Below are 18761 nucleotides of genomic sequence, written 5' to 3'. Positions count from 1 at the left end.
CAAGCCATGGAACTGGTGGCGATACAACTGAATGCCGGGCCCGAATGGGCGGCCAACCGGGCCAGGCTGGAGCAGCTGTTGCAGCAGTTGCCGCCGGCCCGGCCTCTGCTGGTGCAACTGCCGGAAAACGCCGCTGTGTTTGGCGGCAGGGAAGCGGCCCAGCGGTTGGCCGAGCCCTTGGGTCAGGGGCCGGTACAGGCGACCTTCGCCCGCTGGGCCAGGGAACTGGGGATCTGGCTGCTGGTGGGCTCCATGCCGACCCTGATCGAGGGCAGCGACAAGCTCCATTCCACCAGCCTGGTCTATAACGATAAAGGAGAGCGGGTGGCCCACTACCACAAGGTACACCTGTTCGACGTGGAGGTGGCCGATGGCCATGGCCGTTACCAGGAGTCGGCCACCTATGCCCCCGGCGACGAGTTGTGCGTGATCGACAGCCCCTTCGGCCGCCTGGGGCTTTCCATCTGTTATGATGTGCGCTTTCCCGAGTTGTACCGGGCAATGCGGGAACGGGGTGCCGAGATCCTGATGGTGCCCGCCGCCTTTACCCGGATCACCGGCCAGGCCCACTGGCTGCCTCTGCTGCAGGCCAGGGCCATCGAGAACCAGTGCTATGTGCTGGCCGCGGCCCAATACGGGGAGCATGGCGGTGGTCGGCAGACCTGGGGGCATTCCCTGATCCTGGATCCCTGGGGGGACATCCAGGCCTGCCTGCCGAAGGGGGAGGGACTGATCGTTGCTCCCCTGGATCCGGAACGACTGGCCAGCATCCGTCGGCAGATGCCGGTGGCCCAACACGCCCGCCTGAGCGCGGTTTGGAGAGACAAAGCATGAGTATTGAACAGATCAACCGCAGCCTGCTGGCCCCCAACGACCTGGACATGGCCCTGCTGGATGCCCAACTGGCTCGCCTGTGCCGGCACCAGATCGATTTCGCCGATCTCTACTTCCAGAACAGCGTGCACGAGTCCTGGGTGCTGGAAGACGGCATCGTCAAGGACGGCAGTTACAACATCGAGCAGGGCGTGGGGGTCAGGGCCGTCAGCGGCGAAAAGACCGGCTTCGCCTACTCCGATGAACTCACCGCCGCCGCCCTGGATCAGGCGGTGAGCGCCGCCCGCGGCATCGCCGAGCATGGCGGCGACGGCCGCTTCCAGATTGGCCGGGAGCAGCCGGTGACCGCCCGCTACCTGGGACTCAATCCCCTCGACAGCCTGGGGCGGGAGCAGAAGATCGCCCTGCTGCAGCAGATGGACGCCTTCGCCCGCAGCCTGGATCCGGCGGTGACCCAGGTGATCGCCTCGATCTCCGGGGTGTACGAGGAAATCCTGGTGCTGGCCACCGACGGTACCCTGGCTACGGACCTGCGTCCCCTGGTGCGGCTCAACTGCTCGGTGCTGGCGGAGCGCAACGGCCGGCGGGAACGGGGCGGCAGCGGCGGCGGCGGCCGGGTCGGCTACGACTATTTCCTGGAGGAAGTGGACGGTCAGCCCCGGGCCCTGGGCTATGTGAAGGAGGCGGTGCGCCAGGCCCTGGTCAACCTGGAGGCGGTGGACGCCCCCGCCGGCACCATGCCGGTAGTGCTGGGCGCCGGCTGGCCAGGGGTGCTGCTGCACGAGGCGGTGGGCCACGGCCTGGAAGGCGATTTCAACCGCAAGGGCTCCTCCGCCTATTCCGGCCGCATCGGTGAGCGGGTGGCCTCGCCCCTGTGCACCATAGTGGACGACGGCACCCTGGCCAACCGGCGGGGATCGCTCTCCATCGACGACGAGGGCACAGCCAGTGGCTACAACGTGCTGATCGAGAACGGTATCCTCAAGGGCTACATGCAGGACAAGCTCAATGCCCGGCTGATGCAGATGGCGCCGACCGGTAACGGCCGGCGCGAGTCCTATGCCCACCTGCCGATGCCGCGCATGACCAACACCTACATGCTGCCGGGGCAGACGCCGCCGGAAGAGATCATCCGCAGCGTGAAGAAAGGCATCTATGCGCCCAATTTCGGCGGTGGCCAGGTGGACATCACCTCCGGCCGTTTCGTGTTCTCGGCCTCCGAGGCCTATCTGATCGAGGATGGCAAGCTGACCGCGCCGATCAAGGGTGCGACCCTGATCGGCAACGGTCCCGAGGCCATGAGCCAGGTGTCCATGGTGGGTAACGATCTGGCCCTGGATACCGGGGTTGGGGTGTGCGGCAAGGATGGCCAGAGCGTGCCGGTGGGGGTGGGGCAACCGACCCTCAAGCTGGATCGCATGACCGTCGGGGGCACCCAATAATTGGGGTGGTCAATTATCAACCATTAGTGGAAAGGCTTTTTTTGTGTGAATGGGGCAGGGACCTGGGTCTAATCATTGTTGCCGCTGATGCGGTAATATCTGGAGGCAATAAAGATGAAAACCTTGCTATCGATAGCCTTCGCCTCTGTTCTTGGGTTGATGTTGATGCCGGTGCAGGCCGGTACCGTGCTGGACATGCGGCAACCCGTGGTGCAGGAAATGGCGCAAGGCGACGGCGTGGATAACCGCGAATGCGCCATTCAGAAAAAAATGGGTAAAAAACCGGCGGACATGTGCTTCTGAGCCGTTGAATGCTTTACCTCATAAGTCATAACGGGAGCCACGGCTCCCGTTATGTTGTTCACTGCACTATGTGCTGCTTCAGGTATTGGAACAGCTCACGGAACGCCTTGGGAGGCAGGTTGGCGGCCAGCTCCTTGCGACCCTGGCGGGCCAGCTGCCGCAGCTTCTGTCGATCCAGCTCCCGGTATTCCGCCAGCAGGGCGTCCACCCCCTTGTCTCCTTCCCTGATCAGCCGATCCCGCCATAGCTCCAGCTTGTGGAAATGGGCGTTGGCCAGGGCGCTCTTGTGATCGAAGGCGGCCAGGGCTTCCTGGATGGCGGACACGTCCCGGCTGCGCATCAGCTTGCCGATAAACTGCAGGTGCCGGCGCAGGGCCTCCCGCTTGTTGCCGAGGCGGTGCGCCAGGGCGATGGCGTCCTGCAGCTCTTCGTCCAGCGGCACCTTGGCCAGCTCGCTGGGCTTGAGTTTGACCAGGGACTCCCCCAGTTGTTGCAGGGCGTGGCTTTCCCGCTTCATTTCGCTCTTACTGACCCACTCGATGTCGTCATCGTGGTCGGGCTGCTCGTCGTGGTGGCGCATGGCGTTTCCGTCTCAACAAAGATTTACATATATAGTACCAGCTTCTCCCAAGGGGCGCAGGGGTCTGTTATGCTAACTCCAAACAGAGCCAGCGATTTGATTATGACCCCGGAAGAGATTCAAACCGAACAGCGCCAGCTCGAACTGGCGGTAGAGCAAGCCCTGGAAGCGGCCAAGCGACTGGGGGCCGAGGCGGCGGAAGTGTCCATCAGCAAGCAGACCGGCCTGTCGGTCAATACCCGCAACGGCGAACTGGAAAACATCGAGTTCAACAAGGACGGCGCCTTGGGGATAGCTGTCTATCGGGAGGGACGCAAGGGGTCGGCCTCCACCTCCGATCTGCGCCCCGACGCCATCGCCCGCACCGTGGCGGCGGCACTGGACATTTCCCGCTACACCACAGTGGATCCCTTCGCCGGCATCGCCGAGGCCGCAGAACTGGCCTGGGACGCACCGGAGCTGGCGCTGTGCTTTCCCCAGTCCCTGGAGCCGGCGGATGGCATCGAGCTGGCGCTGCGCTGCGAGCGACATGCCCTGGGACGGGACAGCCGCATCAAGCAGTCCGATGGGGCCAGCTTTTCCAGCAACCTGGGCATCAAGGTGTATGGCAACAGCCACGGTTTCATCAAGGGCTATACCGGCAGCCGCTTCGGCCTGAGCTGTGTGCTGATCGGCGAGCAGGACGGTGACATGCAGCGGGAGTACGGTTACACCTCGGCACGCAGCTTCGAGGATCTCTGGACCCCGGAGCGGGTGGCGGACGAGGCGATCAGCCGCACCCTGGGACGCCTGGGCGGGCGCAAGATCGGCACCACCCGGGCGCCGGTGCTATTCCATCCGGATGTGGCTTCGGGCCTGTTCGGACATCTGGTAATGGGGATCAGCGGCGGCAACCTCTACCGCAAGTCTTCCTTTCTGCTCGATGCCCTCGGCAACCGCATTTTCCCGGACTGGCTCGACATTCATGAGCAGCCGCATCTGGACAAAGGCCTGGCCAGCGCCCCCTTCGACAACGAAGGGGTGCGTACTCACGACCGTCATATCATCGAAGGGGGCGAGCTCAGGAGCTACCTGCTGACCAGCTACTCGGCACGCAAGCTGGGATTGCCGCTCACCGGCCACGCCGGTGGTATCCACAACTGGCGGGTGTCGAGCAGCGGCCAGAGTCTGGAGCAACTGCTGAAGCTGATGGGCTCCGGCCTGCTGGTGACCGAGATGATGGGCCAGGGGGTCAACATCGTCACCGGCGACTATTCCCGTGGCGCCGCCGGCTTCTGGGTGGAAAACGGCGAAATCGCCTACCCGGTGGAGGAGATCACCATCGCCGGTAACCTGAAGGAGATGTTCGCCGGCATCCAGGCCATCGGCACCGACGTGGAAACCCGCTCCAGCCTGCAGACCGGCTCCGTACTGATCGAGCAGATGAAGATCGCAGGGCAATAAAGAAAGCCGGAAGCGTGAAGCTGGAAGCGATAAGAAAGGGCCGCCTATGCGGCCCTTTGTCGTCCATGGCCGAGGTGGCAGTCTTAAGGCTTCCGGCTTCCGGCTTCCGGCTTCCGGCTTCAGTTCAGCAGGATCAGTGTCGACAGTCCCAGAAAGGACAGCAGGCCGACGATATCGGTGATGGTGGTCAGGGCCATGGAGCCGGCCAGAGCCGGATCTATGTTGAGCTTGCGCATCGCCAGCGGGATCATGGCGCCGGCCATGCCCGCCACCGACAGGTTGATGAACATGGCCGCCGCTATCACCAGGCCGATCTGCCAGCTGCCTTTCCACAGGCTGACCACCAGGGCGATCATCAGCGCCCACAGCATACCGTTGATCAGGCCCACCATGGCCTCCTTGGCCAGCAGCCAGCGGGCATTGCTGTCGCCGATATGGCCCACCGCCATGCCGCGGATCACCAGCGCCAGGGTCTGGTTGCCGGCGATGCCGCCCATCGACGGCACTATGGTCATCAGTATCGCCAGGGTGGCCAACTGGGCCAGGGTCTCTTCGAACATATTGGACACGCTGGCGGCGGCCAGGGCCGTGCAGAGGTTGACGGTGAGCCAGACGGAGCGGCGGCGGGCGCTGGTCAGCACCGGCGCGAAGGTATCTTCGTCGTCGGCCATCTTGGCCATGCCCATCATGGAGTGTTCCCCTTCCTCCCGGATGATGTCCACCACGTCGTCGATGGTGATCCGGCCCAACAGGCGGCGTTCCTCGTCCACCACCGGCGCCGACAGCCAGTCATGGCGTTCGAACAGGTTGGCCACCTCGGTGTCGGACATGGTCAGCGGAATGGCTTCCACCGAGGTATCCATTACTTCCGCCACCGTGGCGGTGGGCGCCTGCACCACCAGGCTGGCCAGGGACATGTCCCCCAGCAGGCGGTTGTGCTGATCTACCACATAGAGGGTATCGGTGCCTTCGGGCAGCTCGCTGTGGCGGCGCAGGTAGCGCAGCACCACGTCTATGGTCACGTCAGGCCGCAGGGTGATGAACTCGGTGTTCATCAGGGAGCCGGCGGTGTCTTCCGGATAGGACAGGGCCTGTTCGGCCCGCTGCCTGTCCTGCTCGTCCATCCGGTCCAGTACCTGGTTGAACAGCTGTTCGGGCAGATCCCGCAGCACATAGGCCAGATCGTCCGACTCCATGTCCTCCAGGGCGATGGCCAGCTTGTCCGGATCCATCAGCCGGATGATGCCTTCACGTACCTCTTCCGACAGCTCCTCCAGGATCTCGCCGTAGTCGTCGGGATCGACCAGCTGCCACAACACCTTGCGGCTGGGCGAGGGGGAGGATTCGAGTAGCCAGGCCACATCACCCGGGCGCATCTGCTGCAACATGCGCCTCACATGCACGAACATGCCGCTGTTCAGGGCCTGAGTGATGCTATCCAGCTGATCTGGCGTCCTGGGTTGGTCTAGTGGCTCGGTCATCCGGGCTCCGGGTCGAGGGACGGAGAGAGTGTCTTATTCTGATTCGTTGAAACGGTCGGCCACCAGCCGGGCCACGGCCTCCATCGCCGCCTCCGCGTCCGGTCCTTCGGCCACCACCCGGATGGCGTGGCCCTGGGCGGTTTCCAGCATCAGGAGTCCCATCACGCTGCTGGCCGGGGCCTGCTTGTCCTGGTTACAGACGGTGACGATAGCATCGAATTGTTGCGTTAATTGGACCAGCTGGATGGCGGCCCGGGCATGCAGTCCCAGTTTGTTAACGATTTCCAGATCCCGTTCAATTCTCGGCATTGCGTTTTTCCAGTGTTCTGTGACGAAGTTGCACATTCTTCCCCATCTGCCTGAATACCCGGGCGAGTTGCTCGGCGATAAATACCGATCTGTGCTGGCCGCCGGTACAGCCGATGGCCACGGTGACATAGCTGCGATTGTTGCGCTCCAGATGCGGCATCCAGGTGGTCAGCAAGTTTTCTATCTGCCACAGGTATTTCATCACCTCGGGCTGCCCGGCCAGATAGTTGGCCACCGGCTCGTCGAGCCCGGTGAAGGGGCGCAGCTCCGCAATCCAGTGGGGATTGGGCAGGAAGCGGGCATCGAACACGAAGTCGGCGTCCTTGGACACCCCATACTTGTAGCCGAACGACTCGAACACCCAGTTCAGTTCCCGCTCCTTCTTGCCGAGGATGCGTTCGCGGATGATCTCGCTCAGATCATGGATGCTGAGGCTGGAGGTATCGATGCGCAGATCCGCCGCGGAAGACAGGGGGGCCAGCAGGTGAGTCTCTTCCCGGATCGCCTCGTCCAGGGTCAGGCTGTGGCGGGACAGGGGATGCAGCCGGCGGGTATCGCCAAAGCGACGGATCAGGGCGGCGTTGTCGGCATCGATAAAGATGCTGGACAGGCTGACTCCTTCCATGGCGCTGACTTCGGCCAGGCAGGCTTCCAGCTTGTCGGGGCTGTCGGGCAGGTTGCGCACGTCGATGCTGACCGCCACTTCGCCCGGCTTGTGCCGGCGCATCTGTACCAGCTCCGGCAATAGCTCGACGGGGAGGTTATCGACGCAGTAATAGCCCAAATCCTCGAGTACTCGCAGGGCCACGGTTTTACCCGAACCGGAACGACCACTGACGATCACCAGCTGCATGGCGCTATCCTCAGGCGGAGATCATGATCTGATAGAGTTCGTCATCGCTGCCGGCCTGGCGCAGCTGTTTGCACACCTGCTTGTTGCTGAGCTTTTCGGCAATCAATGACAGCGTCTTGAGGTGCTGTTTGCACTCCTGCTCGGGAACAAGCAGGGCAAAAACCAGGCCGACCGGCTGGTTGTCGATGGCATCGAACTCCACCGGCTCGGCAAAGGTGAGTAGTACGGCGGTCGCCTTGTTGTCATCGCTGATACGGCCATGGGGAATGGCGATACCATTGCCGATGCCGGTGCTGCCCATTTTTTCCCGGGCCAGCAGGCAATCGAACAGCTGCTGGCTGCTGATGTTCAGGTGTTGGGCGGCCAGCTCACTGATGATTTCCAGAGCTCGTTTCTTGCTTGTGCAGGGAACCGCACTGCGAGTGCAGTCCCTGCTCAGTATGTCGGCGACTTCCATGGTTATTTTTGCTTGAGTTTCTCTTTGTGTTTGATGATCTGGCGATCCAGCTTGTCGATCAAGCCGTCGATGGCCGCGTACATGTCTTCGTGCTGGGAGTTGGCGAAGACTTCGCCGCCACTGACGTTCAGCTTGGCTTCGGCGATCTGTTGCAGTTTTTCCACGTTGAGGATGACGTGCGCATTGGTAATGTGGTCGAAGTGACGCTCCAGCTTGGAAAATTTGCTGTTCACATAGTCACGCAGTGAGTCCGTGATTTCCACATGGTGTCCAGTCAGGTTTATTTGCATAACGTCTTCCTTCTTGGTCTGCCTTTAAACCAGGCGTTTACGCTGATTGGAAGGGGGGATGGCCAGTGACTCCCGGTACTTGGCGATGGTTCGCCTGGCCACCTGTATCCCCTGTTCGGCCAGCAACTGGGCGATCTTGCTGTCGCTCAGCGGCTTGGCCGGGTTTTCCGCCCCGACCAGTTTCTTGATCAGGGCGCGAATCGCCGTCGAGGAGCATTCGCCACCGTCGTCGGTTCCCACATGGCTGGAGAAGAAGTACTTCAACTCGAACACCCCCCGAGGGGTGTGCAGGAACTTCTGGGTGGTTACCCGCGAGATGGTGGACTCGTGCATTTCCACCGCCTCGGCCACATGGTTCAGCACCATGGGCTTCATCGCTTCCTCGCCATACTCAAAGAATGCCTGTTGTTGCTCGACAATACAATTGGCAACCTTGAGCAGGGTCTCATTTCGGCTTTCCAGGCTCTTGAGGAACCATTTGGCATCCTGCAGATGGTTGCGGATAAACTGGCCATCCTCGTTGTTGCGCGGTTGCCGGGCCATGGCGGCATAGGTCTGGTTCAGCTTCACTTTCGGCATGGCCTCCGGGTTCAGCTCCGCCACCCAGGCGCCGTTGCGTTTGGTCACTACCACGTCGGGGATCACGTATTCGGAGCTGCTCTGGATGACGGTATGACCGGGTCTGGGTTCGAGCTGCTGGATCAGCGCCAGCACTTCCTTGAGCTCTTCCTCCTTCAGCTTGGCCTTGCGCTGTAGGGTGCGGTAGTCACGGTTGCCGAGCAGATCCATGTGCTGGTTGATCACCTCCCGGGCTTGCTGCAGCCAGGGAGTATCGGGGGGGAACTGCTCAAGCTGGATGCGCAGGCATTCCTGTACACTGCGGGCCGCCACCCCTATGGGGTCGAAGTGCTGGATGCGCTTGAGCACCGCCTCCACCTCGTCCGCCTCGATGTCCAGTTCGTCGCCGGTCACCGCTTCGAGGATGTCGGGCACGTCTATGGTGAGGTAGCCGGCCTCGTCGATGGCATCGATGATGGCCAGGGCGATGGCCTGATCGGTGTCGCTGAAGGGGGTGAGACGCATCTGCCACAGCAGGTAATCCTGCAGGGTTTCGGTGGTCTCACCCTGGTAGACGGTGTCCTCGGCGCCTTCGGGCAGGCCGCCGCCGGCGCCGGAAGAAGCGGTATAGAGCTCTTCCCAGTTGGTGTCCATGGGCAGCTCGTCGGACAGCTGGCTCTGCTCCATGGCGGTATCGGCGGCCATCTGCTCTTCGTGGCGGGGCTCGGCCACGTCGATGGTTTCCGGCTCTTCCTGCTCCAGTAACGGGTTGCTCTCCAGGGCTTGCTGGATCTCCTGCTGCAGCTCCAGGCTGGAGAGTTGCAGCAGACGGATCGCCTGTTGCAACTGGGGTGTCATGGTCAGCTGCTGGCCCAAACGTAACTGAAGAGTTGGCTTCATCTTTTAAAAAAGTCCTTCTATATCGACCGCACTGTCATGATACGGAGCCTGCTCAGAGGCTGAATTGTTCACCAAGATAGACTTTCTTGACCTGCTCGTCGGCGAGGATCTCGGCCGGGGTGCCGGCGGCGATGCGATGACCATGGCTGACGATATAAGCCCGTTCACACACATCCAGGGTTTCCCGCACATTGTGATCGGTAATCAACACGCCGAGGCCGCGATCGCGCAGGTGCAGAATAATCTTCTTGATGTCGATGACCGAAATCGGGTCCACCCCGGCGAAGGGCTCATCCAGCAGGATGAAGCGAGGATCGGCCGCCAGGGCCCGCGCGATTTCCACTCGACGCCGTTCACCACCGGACAGGCTCATCCCCAGGCTGTCGCGGATATGAGTAATATTAAACTCTTCCAGTAATAGCTCCATTTTCTCGTCGCGGCCAATGGCGTCCAGATCCTTGCGGGTTTCCAGCACCGCCATCAGGTTGTCGGCCACGCTCAGACGGCGGAAGATGGAGGCTTCCTGGGGCAGATAGCCGATACCGGCCCGCGCCCGCAGGTGCATGGGATTGAGGCTGATGTCCTGGTCATCGATGGTGATACTGCCCGCATCTCGCTGCACCAGGCCCACTATCATGTAGAAGGAGGTGGTCTTGCCGGCGCCATTGGGGCCGAGCAGGCCGACGATCTGGCCGGTGTTGACGGTCAGGCTGACGTCGGCCACTACCTGGCGTCCCTTGTAGCTTTTCTGCAGGCCGCGTGCTTTGAGTGTCGCCATGCTCAATCCTGGTCCTGTTCCTGGTTGTCGAGGTTCTGCAGTTGCTCGGGCAGGAAGATGGTGGTGACCCGGTCCTGGCCGCCCTGGCTTTCCGCCTCCATCTGCTCCCTATCGATGTGGTAGCGGATGCGATAGCCGGTGACGATGTTGTCGTTCTGCTGCAGTTTGGCATCCTGCAGCAGGGTAATGGTGCGGGCGCGCATGTCGTAGTGGATCTCCCGCGCTTCGGCCTGAACCGGCCGGCCGTTGTCCAGGATCTGGTTATAGGTGGCCGGGGAACCGTGGGCGGTCATGGACTGCAGACCCTGCTCGGTGCGGATCACCACCAGCCGGTCGGCACGTACGTCTATGGTGCCCTGCTTGACCACCACCTGATCGCTGAAGGTCACCTTGTTGTCGGCCAGTTCCACCAGCTGGCGTCCGGCGTCGATGGTGACCGGCTGGCGGAAGTCCGATTCCCTGGCCTCGGCCAGGCCCAGGCCCAGGGCCAGCAGGCCGCCCACGCTAAGGATTGAAGTAAGTTGCCCGGGTTTCATGCAGTAGTTCCACCGTCTGTTGATCAAGGGTGCCCAGCAGGCCCTGGCCCTGGGCCTGGTAGTGCGGGCTGCTCAACTGCACGTCCCGGTTGGAGCGCAGCTGGTTGTTGATAAAATCCAGTTCCAGGTATTCGGTGGTCAGGGTTTCCACCAGGGCGTCCGGAAGCAGGCCCCGGCCGACCACATTGCCGACCATCACCGCGTTGTCGCCGGTATTGATGATGCCTTCGTCTCCCCGCAATCGCCACTGGGGCTGGCCATCGGGCGAATAGAGCAAGATAACAGGTTTTTCCATCAGGGTCATGGACAGCGGATCGTAGTATTCCGCATACTCCGCCTCCAGTCCCCGATAGGGCAGGCCGAGCTGGTTGTACTGGATGCTGGCCAAGCCGCGGGCAATGAAGTCCGGCTGGTAGTCCTGCTCACTGAGCGGGTCCGGGCCGGCGGGCCTGAACCATTGCCAGGCGACGAGCGCAGCGAGGAAGAGGCCGCCGAACAGCCAGGTCTGGCGACTCATAGGCTCATGCCCTTGGCATTGGCCAGCTCGCCCCTCGACGCCAGGATCAGGTCGCAGACTTCACGCACGGCGCCATGACCACCGCGAATACGGGTGACATAGTCGGCTTGTTGCAGCACCAGGGGATGGGCGTCCAGCACCGCGACCCCCAGGCCACAGTCGCGCATGACGGCCAAGTCGACCACATCATCACCGACATAGGCCACCTGCACGGGCTTGAGCTTGAGCGTGTCCAGCAAAGCCTTGTAGCTGTGGCTCTTGTCTCCCTGCCCCTGATAGACGTGACGGACCCCCAGGGAGGCCATGCGCTCGCTGACGATACGCGAGTCCCGCCCGGTGATCACTGCCACCTGGATACCGGCGTTGAGCAGCGCCTTGATGCCGAAGCCGTCCTTGGTGCAGAAGCTCTTGTATTCCTCGCCCTGGTTGCCCAGGTAGATCATGCCGTCCGACAGCACCCCGTCCACGTCGCAGATCAGCAGGCGGATATCGGCCAACCGCTGCCACAGGGTAGTGGAAACGGGGCCATAAAGAGTCTGTTGTTCCATCAGATCACTCCCGCCCGTAACAGGTCATGCATGTTGAAGGCACCCACCGGCCGGTTTTCTTCGTCCACCACCAGCAGGCCGCTGATTTTCTTCTCCTCCATCAGTTTGACCGCCTCGGCCGCCAGCAGTTGGGGCTTGACGGTGGTACAGTGGCGGGTCATGACCTGCTCTATGGTGGTGTGGTGGACATCAATCTTGTGATCCAGGGTGCGGCGCAGGTCACCGTCGGTATAGATGCCGATCAGCCGCTCCCGCTCGTCGACCACGGCGGTAAAGCCGAGTCCGGTACGGCCGATTTCCAGCAAGGCCTCGATGATCAGGGTGTGAGGGCCGACCCTGGGCACCCGGTCGCCCTTGTGCATCAGATCGCCGATCCGTAATAGCAAGCGCTTGCCCAGTGCTCCCCCGGGATGGCTCAGGGCGAAGTCGTCGGCGGTGAAGCCCCGGGCTTCCAGCAACGCCACGGCCAGGGCGTCTCCCATCACCAGGGTGGCGGTAGTGCTGGCGGTGGGCGCCAGGCCGAGGGGGCAGGCTTCCTGCTCGACTCGGGTGCACAGGTGCACATCGGCTTCCCTGGCCATGGTGGAGCCGGGGTTGCCGGTCAGGCAGATCAGCTTGAGCCCACGGCGCTTGAGCACCGGCAGCAGGGCGAGGATCTCTTCACTCTCGCCGGAGTTGGACAGGGCCAGCACCACGTCGGCCTGGCCTATCATGCCCAGGTCGCCGTGGCTGGCCTCGCCGGGGTGGACAAAAAACGCCGGGGTACCGGTACTGGCCAGGGTGGCGGCAATCTTGTTGGCGATGTGTCCCGACTTGCCCATGCCGGTGACGATGATCTTACCCCGGCATAAAAACATCAGCCGGCAGGCTTCGTCGAAGTCTTGGTCAAGATATTGATAAAGGCCGTCGATGGCCGCCTTTTCAATATCCAGCACACGCTGGGCGGTTTTACGGTAATCAAATTCGGCTGACATAGCTCTCTCCACACCTTAGGCGGCGCCATTATAGAAAAGCTTGTGCCGATAAGCGACTGGCGCGGCGAGGTATCTGGCACCCTGGGATACGGTCCCCAGCCGGGACAGGGGGTGGCGCAGCGGCCCAGGAAAAAGCACCGGCTCGGTTGCCCATCCGCCGGGGAACCCATACAATTCTTTCTTTTTTGCGGGGGATCAGTTTGAACCAGAGCCTTGTCGAGATACGGGATCTTTGTTTCAGCCACGGGGAACGTACCCTGTACGACAGGATCAGCCTGCAGATCCCCAAGGGCAGGATCACCGCCATCATGGGGCCGAGTGGCATAGGGAAGACCACCTTGCTGCGCCTGATCGGCGGTCAGCTCAAGCCCGACAGCGGCGACGTCTTGTTCGACGGGGCCTCGGTCCCTGCCCTGAGCCGCGCCCGACTGTATCGGGTGCGTCGGCGTATGGGCATGCTGTTTCAGAGCGGCGCCCTGTTCACCGGCCTGTCGGTATTCGACAACGTGGCCTTTCCGCTGCGCGAGCACAGCGGCCTGCCCGAAGCCATCATCCGCACCCTGGTGCTGATGAAGCTGGAGGCGGTGGGGCTGCGGGGCGCGGCGGCACTGTATCCGGCCGAACTGTCCGGCGGCATGGCCCGGCGGGCCGCCCTGGCCAGGGCCATCGCCCTGGATCCGGACTTGATCATGTATGACGAGCCCTTCGCCGGCCAGGATCCGATCAGCATGGGCGTACTGGTAAAGCTGATTTCTGAGCTGAACCGGGCCCAGGGGCTGACCTCCATCATCGTGACTCACGATGTGGACGAGGTGATGAGCATCGCCGATTACGCCTACATCATCGCCAATAGACAGGTGGTCGCGGCGGGGACGCCGGCCGAGTTGCAGCAACACCAGGATCCCCGGGTGATCCAGTTCCTGCAAGGCCAGGCCGACGGGCCCGTTCCTTTTCACTATCCGGCCCCGGCATTCAGGGAGTCGTTGAAACTATGTTGATCGAACTGATAGGGCGGCTGGGGCGCCAAGGCGTCAGCGGAGTGACCGCGGTCGGCCGCGCCGGTGTCATGCTGCTGCACGCCCTGGTGGGACGCCCCCAGCCGAAGAAGCATTTTCCGTTGCTGGTGCAGCAGTTGCAGGTGGTGGGCGTGCAGTCGGTGGCCATCATACTGGTGTCCGGCCTTTTCATCGGCATGGTGCTGGCCCTGCAGGGCTACAACGTGCTGGTGGACTTCGGCGCCGAAGGCAGCCTGGGGCCCCTGGTCTCCCTGTCGTTGCTGCGGGAGCTGGGCCCCGTGGTGACCGCCCTGCTGTTTGCCGGCCGGGCCGGTTCGGCCCTGACCGCGGAGCTGGGGTTGATGAAGGCCACCGAGCAGCTCTCCAGCCTGGAGATGATGGGCATAGATCCCCTGCGACGGGTGGTGGCGCCGCGTTTCTGGGCCGGCTTCATCAGCATGCCGCTGCTGGCTTTCATATTCAGCATCGTCGGCATCTGGGGGGCCAAGCTGGTGGGGGTCGACTGGCTGGGGGTGGACGAAGGCGGGTTCTGGTCGGCCATGCAGGCCGCGGTAGACTGGCAGGAAGACATCATGCAAGGTTTCGTCAAGAGTCTGGTGTTCGCCCTGGTGGTGACCTGGATCGCCCTGTTCAACGGTTTCGATGCCCGGCCGACGGCCGCGGGCATCAGTCAGGCGACCACCAAGACAGTGGTGCATTCATCTTTGGCGGTGCTGGGGCTCGATTTCGTGCTGACCGCCGTCATGTTCGGGTAGACAATAATGAAATACAGCAAACTGGAATTCAGCGTCGGCTGCTTCATGCTGGCCGGGATAGGTGCCCTGCTGCTGCTGGCGTTCAAGGTGGCGGGGGTGAGCCTCAACAATCAGGGGGAAACCTATACCCTCTATGCCAAGTTCGATAATATCGGCGGCCTCAAGGTCCGCTCCCCGGTCAAGGTCGGCGGTGTGGTGGTGGGCCGGGTCAGCCAGATCGGCCTGGATCCCCGGGATCAGGTGCCGGTGGTGACCCTAGTGCTCAACAAGGAGGCCGGTGACTTTGCCGAGAGCAGTACCGCCTCCATCCTTACCTCCGGCCTGCTCGGGGAGCAGTACCTGGGCCTTAATCCCGGTTTCGCCGACGAAGAGATGGGGATAGGCCTGCTCGCGGACGGTGATACCATCGCCCACACCCAGTCGGCCCTGGTGCTGGAAGAGCTGATCGGCAAGTTTATCTATTCCATCGGCAACAACTGATCCATTGGGAAACCCTGAGGAGTGATGATGAAAAAACTACTGATTTCCTGGCTGCTGGCCCTGGGAAGCCTGTGGGCGCCCCTGACCGCCTCGGCCACTTTTTCCGATCCCTACACCCTGATGAGCGACGTGGCCCAGAAAACCTTCGATCGTCTCAACCGGGAGCAGGCCCAGATCAAGGCCGATCCCGAGCACCTGCGCATCATAGTACGGGAGGAGATGCTGCCGGCGGTGGACGTACGCTTTTCCGCCTTCCGGGTGATCGGCAACCAGCTCAACAGCACCACCCCGGAGCAGCGCGAGCGTTTCGTGGGCGCCTTCAGCGACTATCTGGTGGTGACCTATGCGGATGCCCTGGCGGCCTATAACAATCAGACCCTGGATATCGGCAGCGGCAGCGTGGCCGAGGGCGAGCGCCTGGTGACGGTGCCGGTGACCGTGAAGGAGCCGAATAAGCCGGACATCATGGTGGAATTCAAACTGCGCCAGAATACCCGTACCGGGGAATGGCGGGTGTTTGACATGGTGGCCGAGGGCATCAGCCTGCTGTCCGCCAAGCAGACCGAGCTGAGCGGCCTTATCCGCCAGAACGGCATCGATGCGGTGACCCGCCAGCTGCAGGATCACACCAAGCGGCCGGTGACCCCGTTGGAACGGTCTGAATGAGACTCGAACGCGCTCTAACCAGGGACGAACTGCCGGCTTACTGGGCCGAGCGGCAGTCTCTCTTTACCCTTGACCGGGTGGCGCTGGACGGCGTGGAGCAATTGGATTCGGTGGGTTTGGCGTTCCTGGTGCAGTGGAGCCAGGCGCTGGCCACGGAGGGCAAGACCCTGACCCTGTTGTCGCCGCCGGCCAGTTTCTACCCCCTTGCCGATTTATATGGGGTCGGTTCCCTGTTTGAACTGACCGACAACCCTTCCGGGAGCAAAAATGGATCTGAATAACGAAGTCGAGCGCTTATTGCGGGAGGCCCTGTCCCTGGACGAGCTCTATGTCAAAAGCGAAGGCAGCCATTTCGAGGTGATTGCGGTCTCCGCCGCCTTTGCCGACATGAGCCGGCTCAAGCGCCAGCAGGCGATCAACGGTCCCTTGATGGAGCTGATCGCCCAAAACGCCATCCACGCGCTGAGCATCAAAACCTTTACTCCCGAGCAGTGGGCCCGAGAGCGAAAATTTATCATGCCGTCCTGATGTAGGAGCCGAGATGGACAAATTCAAGATTCAGGGACCTTGCCGCCTGGCGGGCGAGGTCACCATTTCCGGCGCCAAGAATGCCGCCCTGCCGATACTCTTCGGTACCCTGCTGTGCGACGAGGCGGTGCACCTGACCAATGTGCCTCGGCTGAAAGACGTGGATACCACCCTGCAGCTGCTGGCCTCCATGGGCGTGACCGTCAGTGTCAACGGTGACGTCACCGTGCTGGCCGGGGCCGTCAACAGTCATGTGGCGCCCTACGAGCTGGTTCGCACCATGCGTGCCTCCATTCTGGCTCTGGGCCCCCTGGTGGCCCGTTTCGGCAAGGCGGATGTGTCCCTGCCCGGTGGCTGTGCCATCGGTGCCCGTCCGGTCAACCTGCATATCCACGGCCTGGAGCAGATGGGCGCGCGCATCCGGGTAGAGGACGGCTACATCAAGGCCCGGGTCGACGGCCGGCTCAAGGGCGCCCATATCCTGATGGACATGGTCAGCGTCACCGGCACCGAGAACCTGATGATGGCGGCGGTACTGGCGGAGGGACGCACCATTATCGAGAACGCGGCCCGGGAGCCGGAAGTGGTGGATCTGGCCCACTTCCTCAACACCCTGGGCGCCAGGATCCAGGGCATCGGCCAGGACACCCTGATCATCGACGGAGTCGAGGCCCTGCACGGTGGCGACTACCGGGTCCAGCCGGACCGGATTGAAACCGGAACCTTCCTGGTGGGAGCGGCCATTACCGGCGGCGACATCACCTGCCGCAACACGGATCCGCGGTTGCTGGAAGCGGTGCTGGTCAAGCTGAAGGACGCGGGGGCCCTGGTGGAAACCGGTGAAGACTGGATCCGCCTCGACATGAGCAACCGGGTGCTCAAGCCGGTGGATATCAAGACCGCGCCCTATCCGGCCTTTCCCACCGACATGCAGGCCCAGTTCACCGTGCTCAACGCCGTGGCCAAGGGGGTGGGGCGGGTGACCGAAACCATCTTCGAGAACCGCTTCATGCATGTGCCCGAGCTCAACCGCATGGGCGCCAATATCGAACTCAACGGTAACCTGGCCATCTGCGGCGACACCGAGCAGCTGACCGGCGCCACCGTCATGGCCACGGATCTGCGCGCTTCCGCCAGCCTGGTGCTGGCCGGCTTCGTTGCCCAGGGCACCACCACGGTGGATCGCATCTACCATATCGATCGGGGCTACGAGGACATTGAGGCCAAGCTGTCCGGCCTGGGCGGCAAGATAGAGCGGGTCAAAGGCAACTAAAGCCGGAAGCCGTAAGCTAGAAGCGATCAGCTGCCCGAGTGGTTTGCTGAACCTGTGAAAAGGGGAAGACAATGTTGGTCTTCCCCTTTTGTATTTTCAGTCTGCAATAATGGGCTTCCAGCTTCCAGCGCTCGCGTCAGCGCAGCCGCTGAAAGCGGCTGTCTTCTTCGATGTGTACCTTGACACTCCGGATCTGACCGGCCCGTAACAGGGTGATGTCGATCTCGGTACCGGGACGGGTCTCGGCAACCAGGTCCATGGCATGACGTGCATTGACAAGCGGCTTGCCATCGATTTCCAGCAGCACGTCTCCCCCCTGTATTCCCGCCTGATCCGCCGGTCCGCCGCTACTCACCGATTCAACATAGATACCTGAGCGTTCCCCCAGATTGAGCAGTTGGGCCGTCACCGGCGGAATGTCGGCGCCACCGATACCCAGGTAGCCGCGGATCACCCGGCCATGAGCGATCAGCTCCTGCATGATGCGGTGGGCCAGGGCGTAGGGGATGGCGAAGTTGATGCCGTAGCTTTCCTGGTGGGCCAGGCTCTGAAAGGAGGCGGTATTGATGCCCACCATTTCCCCGTACACATTGACCAGGGCGCCGCCGGAATTGCCGGCATTGATAGCGGCATCGGTCTGCAGCAGATCCTGGCGGCCGTTGCTGTCCGGTCCCATGCTCGACAGGCCGGTGCGGCCGGTAGCGCTGATGATGCCCTGGGTGATGGTCTGGCCGACGTTGTAGGGGTTGCCGATGGCCAGGACGATGTCACCGACCTTGGGATTGAGGTTGGGATCCTGGGGGATCACCGGCAATTGGTTGGCCTCGACCTTCAGCACCGCCAGGTCTGTGGGCACATCGAAGCCGGTGACTTCCCCGGCGATGATGCGGCCGTCCTGCAGCGCAACGATGACTTGGTCTGCATCGGCGATCACGTGGTAATTGGTGAGAATATAGCCCTGCTCCGACATGATGACACCCGATCCCAGCCCGGAGGCGCTGAGCTCGGGGACCTCGGTACCGCGCTGGAAGCTGCGGGTGTAGATGTTGACCACGGCGGGCCCGGCGCGGCTGGCCGCCTGGGAGAAACTGGATATGCCCACCTGCTGGTTGCGCCACCAGTGCTCCAGGGGTTGGGTGCGCAGCTGGGGGAACAGCAACAGCAGCAATGCTGCCATCAGCACCCCGGCAAGGATCGACTGAAGCAGGAACTTGAGCACTGAAGATAGCCGCATGGAGTG

24 protein-coding genes are annotated in these 18761 nt (G+C 62.4%); 11 read left to right on the top strand and 13 right to left on the bottom strand.

The genetic code is table 11. From position 1 onward, the window contains the following. Positions 1 to 6: 6 nt before the first annotated feature. The 3 genes from ACT7DK_RS17500 (at position 7) to ACT7DK_RS17490 (ending at position 2579) form a co-directional block, all read left to right on the top strand. Positions 7 to 834 (top strand): carbon-nitrogen hydrolase family protein, encoded by an 828-nt coding sequence (locus ACT7DK_RS17500; RefSeq protein WP_445401407.1) that lies wholly within the window; start codon positions 7 to 9, stop codon positions 832 to 834. After that, entirely contained in the window at positions 831 to 2276 is a 1446-nt protein-coding gene (gene tldD, locus ACT7DK_RS17495; protein WP_445401405.1) for a metalloprotease TldD, read from the top strand. Before ACT7DK_RS17500 ends, tldD begins: the two co-directional genes overlap by 4 nt. Before the next feature lie 114 nt (positions 2277 to 2390). Continuing rightward, positions 2391 to 2579 carry a hypothetical protein gene (locus tag ACT7DK_RS17490; RefSeq protein WP_445401403.1) on the top strand — a complete coding sequence of 63 codons (189 nt, stop codon included), beginning with the start codon at positions 2391 to 2393 and terminating at the stop codon, positions 2577 to 2579. A gap of 58 nt (positions 2580 to 2637) precedes the next feature. On the opposite strand, the gene yjgA is transcribed toward ACT7DK_RS17490, so the two are convergent. Continuing rightward, a complete protein-coding gene (gene yjgA, locus ACT7DK_RS17485) occupies positions 2638 to 3159 on the bottom strand; it encodes a ribosome biogenesis factor YjgA (protein ID WP_445401401.1) in 522 nt (173 codons plus the stop codon). A gap of 102 nt (positions 3160 to 3261) precedes the next feature. Here yjgA and pmbA point away from each other — a divergent pair, with 102 nt between their 5' ends. After that, complete coding sequence (gene pmbA, locus ACT7DK_RS17480) at positions 3262 to 4602, top strand: metalloprotease PmbA (RefSeq protein ID WP_445401399.1); 1341 nt, start codon at positions 3262 to 3264, stop codon at positions 4600 to 4602. Between the two features lie 119 nt (positions 4603 to 4721). Here pmbA and mgtE read toward each other — a convergent pair whose 3' ends face one another. The 11 genes from mgtE to ACT7DK_RS17425 are packed head-to-tail and all read right to left on the bottom strand — an operon-like array spanning position 4722 to position 12803. Continuing rightward, a complete protein-coding gene (gene mgtE / locus ACT7DK_RS17475) occupies positions 4722 to 6083 on the bottom strand; it encodes a magnesium transporter (protein ID WP_445401397.1) in 1362 nt (453 codons plus the stop codon). Positions 6084 to 6116: 33 nt separating this feature from the next. After that, on the bottom strand, positions 6117 to 6392 hold the full coding sequence (locus ACT7DK_RS17470) for an HPr family phosphocarrier protein (RefSeq protein ID WP_445401395.1): 276 nt from the start codon (positions 6390 to 6392) through the stop codon (positions 6117 to 6119). Then, entirely contained in the window at positions 6379 to 7245 is an 867-nt protein-coding gene (rapZ, locus tag ACT7DK_RS17465; RefSeq protein WP_445401393.1) for an RNase adapter RapZ, read from the bottom strand. Before rapZ ends, ACT7DK_RS17470 begins: the two co-directional genes overlap by 14 nt. A gap of 10 nt (positions 7246 to 7255) precedes the next feature. Beyond that, entirely contained in the window at positions 7256 to 7702 is a 447-nt protein-coding gene (ptsN, locus tag ACT7DK_RS17460) for a PTS IIA-like nitrogen regulatory protein PtsN (RefSeq protein WP_094039211.1), read from the bottom strand. A 2-nt stretch (positions 7703 to 7704) separates the two neighbouring features. Next, positions 7705 to 7992 carry a ribosome hibernation promoting factor gene (gene hpf / locus ACT7DK_RS17455; RefSeq protein WP_094039210.1) on the bottom strand — a complete coding sequence of 96 codons (288 nt, stop codon included), beginning with the start codon at positions 7990 to 7992 and terminating at the stop codon, positions 7705 to 7707. A 24-nt stretch (positions 7993 to 8016) separates the two neighbouring features. Continuing rightward, on the bottom strand, positions 8017 to 9450 hold the full coding sequence (locus ACT7DK_RS17450; RefSeq protein ID WP_445401391.1) for an RNA polymerase factor sigma-54: 1434 nt from the start codon (positions 9448 to 9450) through the stop codon (positions 8017 to 8019). Between the two features lie 52 nt (positions 9451 to 9502). Beyond that, the gene (lptB, locus tag ACT7DK_RS17445; RefSeq protein WP_445401389.1) at positions 9503 to 10228 is read right to left on the bottom strand and encodes an LPS export ABC transporter ATP-binding protein; all 726 of its coding nucleotides are present in this window, start codon (positions 10226 to 10228) and stop codon (positions 9503 to 9505) included. A gap of 2 nt (positions 10229 to 10230) precedes the next feature. Then, positions 10231 to 10764: a lipopolysaccharide transport periplasmic protein LptA gene (gene lptA / locus ACT7DK_RS17440; protein ID WP_445401387.1), complete on the bottom strand. Its 534-nt coding sequence runs from the start codon at positions 10762 to 10764 to the stop codon at positions 10231 to 10233. Next, positions 10733 to 11281 carry an LPS export ABC transporter periplasmic protein LptC gene (lptC, locus tag ACT7DK_RS17435; protein ID WP_445401385.1) on the bottom strand — a complete coding sequence of 183 codons (549 nt, stop codon included), beginning with the start codon at positions 11279 to 11281 and terminating at the stop codon, positions 10733 to 10735. The genes lptA and lptC overlap by 32 nt, the downstream gene beginning before the upstream one ends. Beyond that, positions 11278 to 11832, bottom strand: coding sequence for a 3-deoxy-manno-octulosonate-8-phosphatase KdsC (gene kdsC, locus ACT7DK_RS17430; RefSeq protein WP_445402398.1), 555 nt, complete (start codon positions 11830 to 11832; stop codon positions 11278 to 11280). Before kdsC ends, lptC begins: the two co-directional genes overlap by 4 nt. After that, a complete protein-coding gene (locus ACT7DK_RS17425) occupies positions 11829 to 12803 on the bottom strand; it encodes a KpsF/GutQ family sugar-phosphate isomerase (RefSeq protein WP_445401383.1) in 975 nt (324 codons plus the stop codon). The genes kdsC and ACT7DK_RS17425 overlap by 4 nt, the downstream gene beginning before the upstream one ends. Before the next feature lie 200 nt (positions 12804 to 13003). On the opposite strand from ACT7DK_RS17425, the gene mlaF reads away from it, so the two are divergent. From mlaF to murA, 7 genes are read left to right on the top strand one after another with little or no spacing between them, the layout of a single operon-like run. After that, positions 13004 to 13801, top strand: a complete 798-nt coding sequence (gene mlaF, locus ACT7DK_RS17420; protein ID WP_445401381.1) for a phospholipid ABC transporter ATP-binding protein MlaF — start codon at positions 13004 to 13006, stop codon at positions 13799 to 13801. Further along, positions 13795 to 14574 carry a lipid asymmetry maintenance ABC transporter permease subunit MlaE gene (gene mlaE, locus ACT7DK_RS17415; protein WP_445401379.1) on the top strand — a complete coding sequence of 260 codons (780 nt, stop codon included), beginning with the start codon at positions 13795 to 13797 and terminating at the stop codon, positions 14572 to 14574. The genes mlaF and mlaE overlap by 7 nt, the downstream gene beginning before the upstream one ends. Before the next feature lie 6 nt (positions 14575 to 14580). After that, positions 14581 to 15054: an outer membrane lipid asymmetry maintenance protein MlaD gene (gene mlaD, locus ACT7DK_RS17410; protein ID WP_445401377.1), complete on the top strand. Its 474-nt coding sequence runs from the start codon at positions 14581 to 14583 to the stop codon at positions 15052 to 15054. A gap of 24 nt (positions 15055 to 15078) precedes the next feature. After that, positions 15079 to 15720, top strand: a complete 642-nt coding sequence (gene mlaC / locus ACT7DK_RS17405; protein ID WP_445401375.1) for a phospholipid-binding protein MlaC — start codon at positions 15079 to 15081, stop codon at positions 15718 to 15720. Next, positions 15717 to 16001: an STAS domain-containing protein gene (locus ACT7DK_RS17400; protein ID WP_445401373.1), complete on the top strand. Its 285-nt coding sequence runs from the start codon at positions 15717 to 15719 to the stop codon at positions 15999 to 16001. The genes mlaC and ACT7DK_RS17400 overlap by 4 nt, the downstream gene beginning before the upstream one ends. Then, entirely contained in the window at positions 15988 to 16248 is a 261-nt protein-coding gene (locus tag ACT7DK_RS17395) for a BolA family protein (RefSeq protein WP_445401371.1), read from the top strand. The genes ACT7DK_RS17400 and ACT7DK_RS17395 overlap by 14 nt, the downstream gene beginning before the upstream one ends. A 13-nt stretch (positions 16249 to 16261) precedes the next feature. Then, positions 16262 to 17521, top strand: a complete 1260-nt coding sequence (gene murA, locus ACT7DK_RS17390; RefSeq protein ID WP_445401369.1) for a UDP-N-acetylglucosamine 1-carboxyvinyltransferase — start codon at positions 16262 to 16264, stop codon at positions 17519 to 17521. 136 nt (positions 17522 to 17657) lie between these two features. Here murA and degS read toward each other — a convergent pair whose 3' ends face one another. After that, the gene (gene degS / locus ACT7DK_RS17385; protein WP_445401367.1) at positions 17658 to 18755 is read right to left on the bottom strand and encodes an outer membrane-stress sensor serine endopeptidase DegS; all 1098 of its coding nucleotides are present in this window, start codon (positions 18753 to 18755) and stop codon (positions 17658 to 17660) included. Positions 18756 to 18761: the final 6 nt, after the last annotated feature.

This window comes from Zobellella sp. An-6, from assembly GCF_052487945.1.
The sequence above is the reverse complement of the archived record's forward strand: the minus strand, read 5'-3'. Positions and strand labels throughout refer to the sequence as shown.

Excerpts from the sequence above, each read along its gene's own strand:
- ptsN (WP_094039211.1), bottom strand. The coding sequence starts at position 7,702 with ATGGAAGTCGCCGACATACTGAGCAGGGACTGCACTCGCAGTGCGGTT.
- lptB (WP_445401389.1), bottom strand. The coding sequence starts at position 10,228 with ATGGCGACACTCAAAGCACGCGGCCTGCAGAAAAGCTACAAGGGACGC.
- ACT7DK_RS17425 (WP_445401383.1), bottom strand. The coding sequence starts at position 12,803 with ATGTCAGCCGAATTTGATTACCGTAAAACCGCCCAGCGTGTGCTGGAT.
- tldD (WP_445401405.1), top strand. The coding sequence starts at position 831 with ATGAGTATTGAACAGATCAACCGCAGCCTGCTGGCCCCCAACGACCTG.
- rapZ (WP_445401393.1), bottom strand. The coding sequence starts at position 7,245 with ATGCAGCTGGTGATCGTCAGTGGTCGTTCCGGTTCGGGTAAAACCGTG.
- hpf (WP_094039210.1), bottom strand. The coding sequence starts at position 7,992 with ATGCAAATAAACCTGACTGGACACCATGTGGAAATCACGGACTCACTG.
- lptC (WP_445401385.1), bottom strand. The coding sequence starts at position 11,281 with ATGAGTCGCCAGACCTGGCTGTTCGGCGGCCTCTTCCTCGCTGCGCTC.
- pmbA (WP_445401399.1), top strand. The coding sequence starts at position 3,262 with ATGACCCCGGAAGAGATTCAAACCGAACAGCGCCAGCTCGAACTGGCG.
- ACT7DK_RS17500 (WP_445401407.1), top strand. The coding sequence starts at position 7 with ATGGAACTGGTGGCGATACAACTGAATGCCGGGCCCGAATGGGCGGCC.
- mgtE (WP_445401397.1), bottom strand. The coding sequence starts at position 6,083 with ATGACCGAGCCACTAGACCAACCCAGGACGCCAGATCAGCTGGATAGC.
- yjgA (WP_445401401.1), bottom strand. The coding sequence starts at position 3,159 with ATGCGCCACCACGACGAGCAGCCCGACCACGATGACGACATCGAGTGG.
- ACT7DK_RS17450 (WP_445401391.1), bottom strand. The coding sequence starts at position 9,450 with ATGAAGCCAACTCTTCAGTTACGTTTGGGCCAGCAGCTGACCATGACA.
- ACT7DK_RS17490 (WP_445401403.1), top strand. The coding sequence starts at position 2,391 with ATGAAAACCTTGCTATCGATAGCCTTCGCCTCTGTTCTTGGGTTGATG.
- degS (WP_445401367.1), bottom strand. The coding sequence starts at position 18,755 with ATGCGGCTATCTTCAGTGCTCAAGTTCCTGCTTCAGTCGATCCTTGCC.
- ACT7DK_RS17400 (WP_445401373.1), top strand. The coding sequence starts at position 15,717 with ATGAGACTCGAACGCGCTCTAACCAGGGACGAACTGCCGGCTTACTGG.
- ACT7DK_RS17395 (WP_445401371.1), top strand. The coding sequence starts at position 15,988 with ATGGATCTGAATAACGAAGTCGAGCGCTTATTGCGGGAGGCCCTGTCC.
- ACT7DK_RS17470 (WP_445401395.1), bottom strand. The coding sequence starts at position 6,392 with ATGCCGAGAATTGAACGGGATCTGGAAATCGTTAACAAACTGGGACTG.
- mlaC (WP_445401375.1), top strand. The coding sequence starts at position 15,079 with ATGATGAAAAAACTACTGATTTCCTGGCTGCTGGCCCTGGGAAGCCTG.
- lptA (WP_445401387.1), bottom strand. The coding sequence starts at position 10,764 with ATGAAACCCGGGCAACTTACTTCAATCCTTAGCGTGGGCGGCCTGCTG.
- mlaD (WP_445401377.1), top strand. The coding sequence starts at position 14,581 with ATGAAATACAGCAAACTGGAATTCAGCGTCGGCTGCTTCATGCTGGCC.
- murA (WP_445401369.1), top strand. The coding sequence starts at position 16,262 with ATGGACAAATTCAAGATTCAGGGACCTTGCCGCCTGGCGGGCGAGGTC.
- mlaE (WP_445401379.1), top strand. The coding sequence starts at position 13,795 with ATGTTGATCGAACTGATAGGGCGGCTGGGGCGCCAAGGCGTCAGCGGA.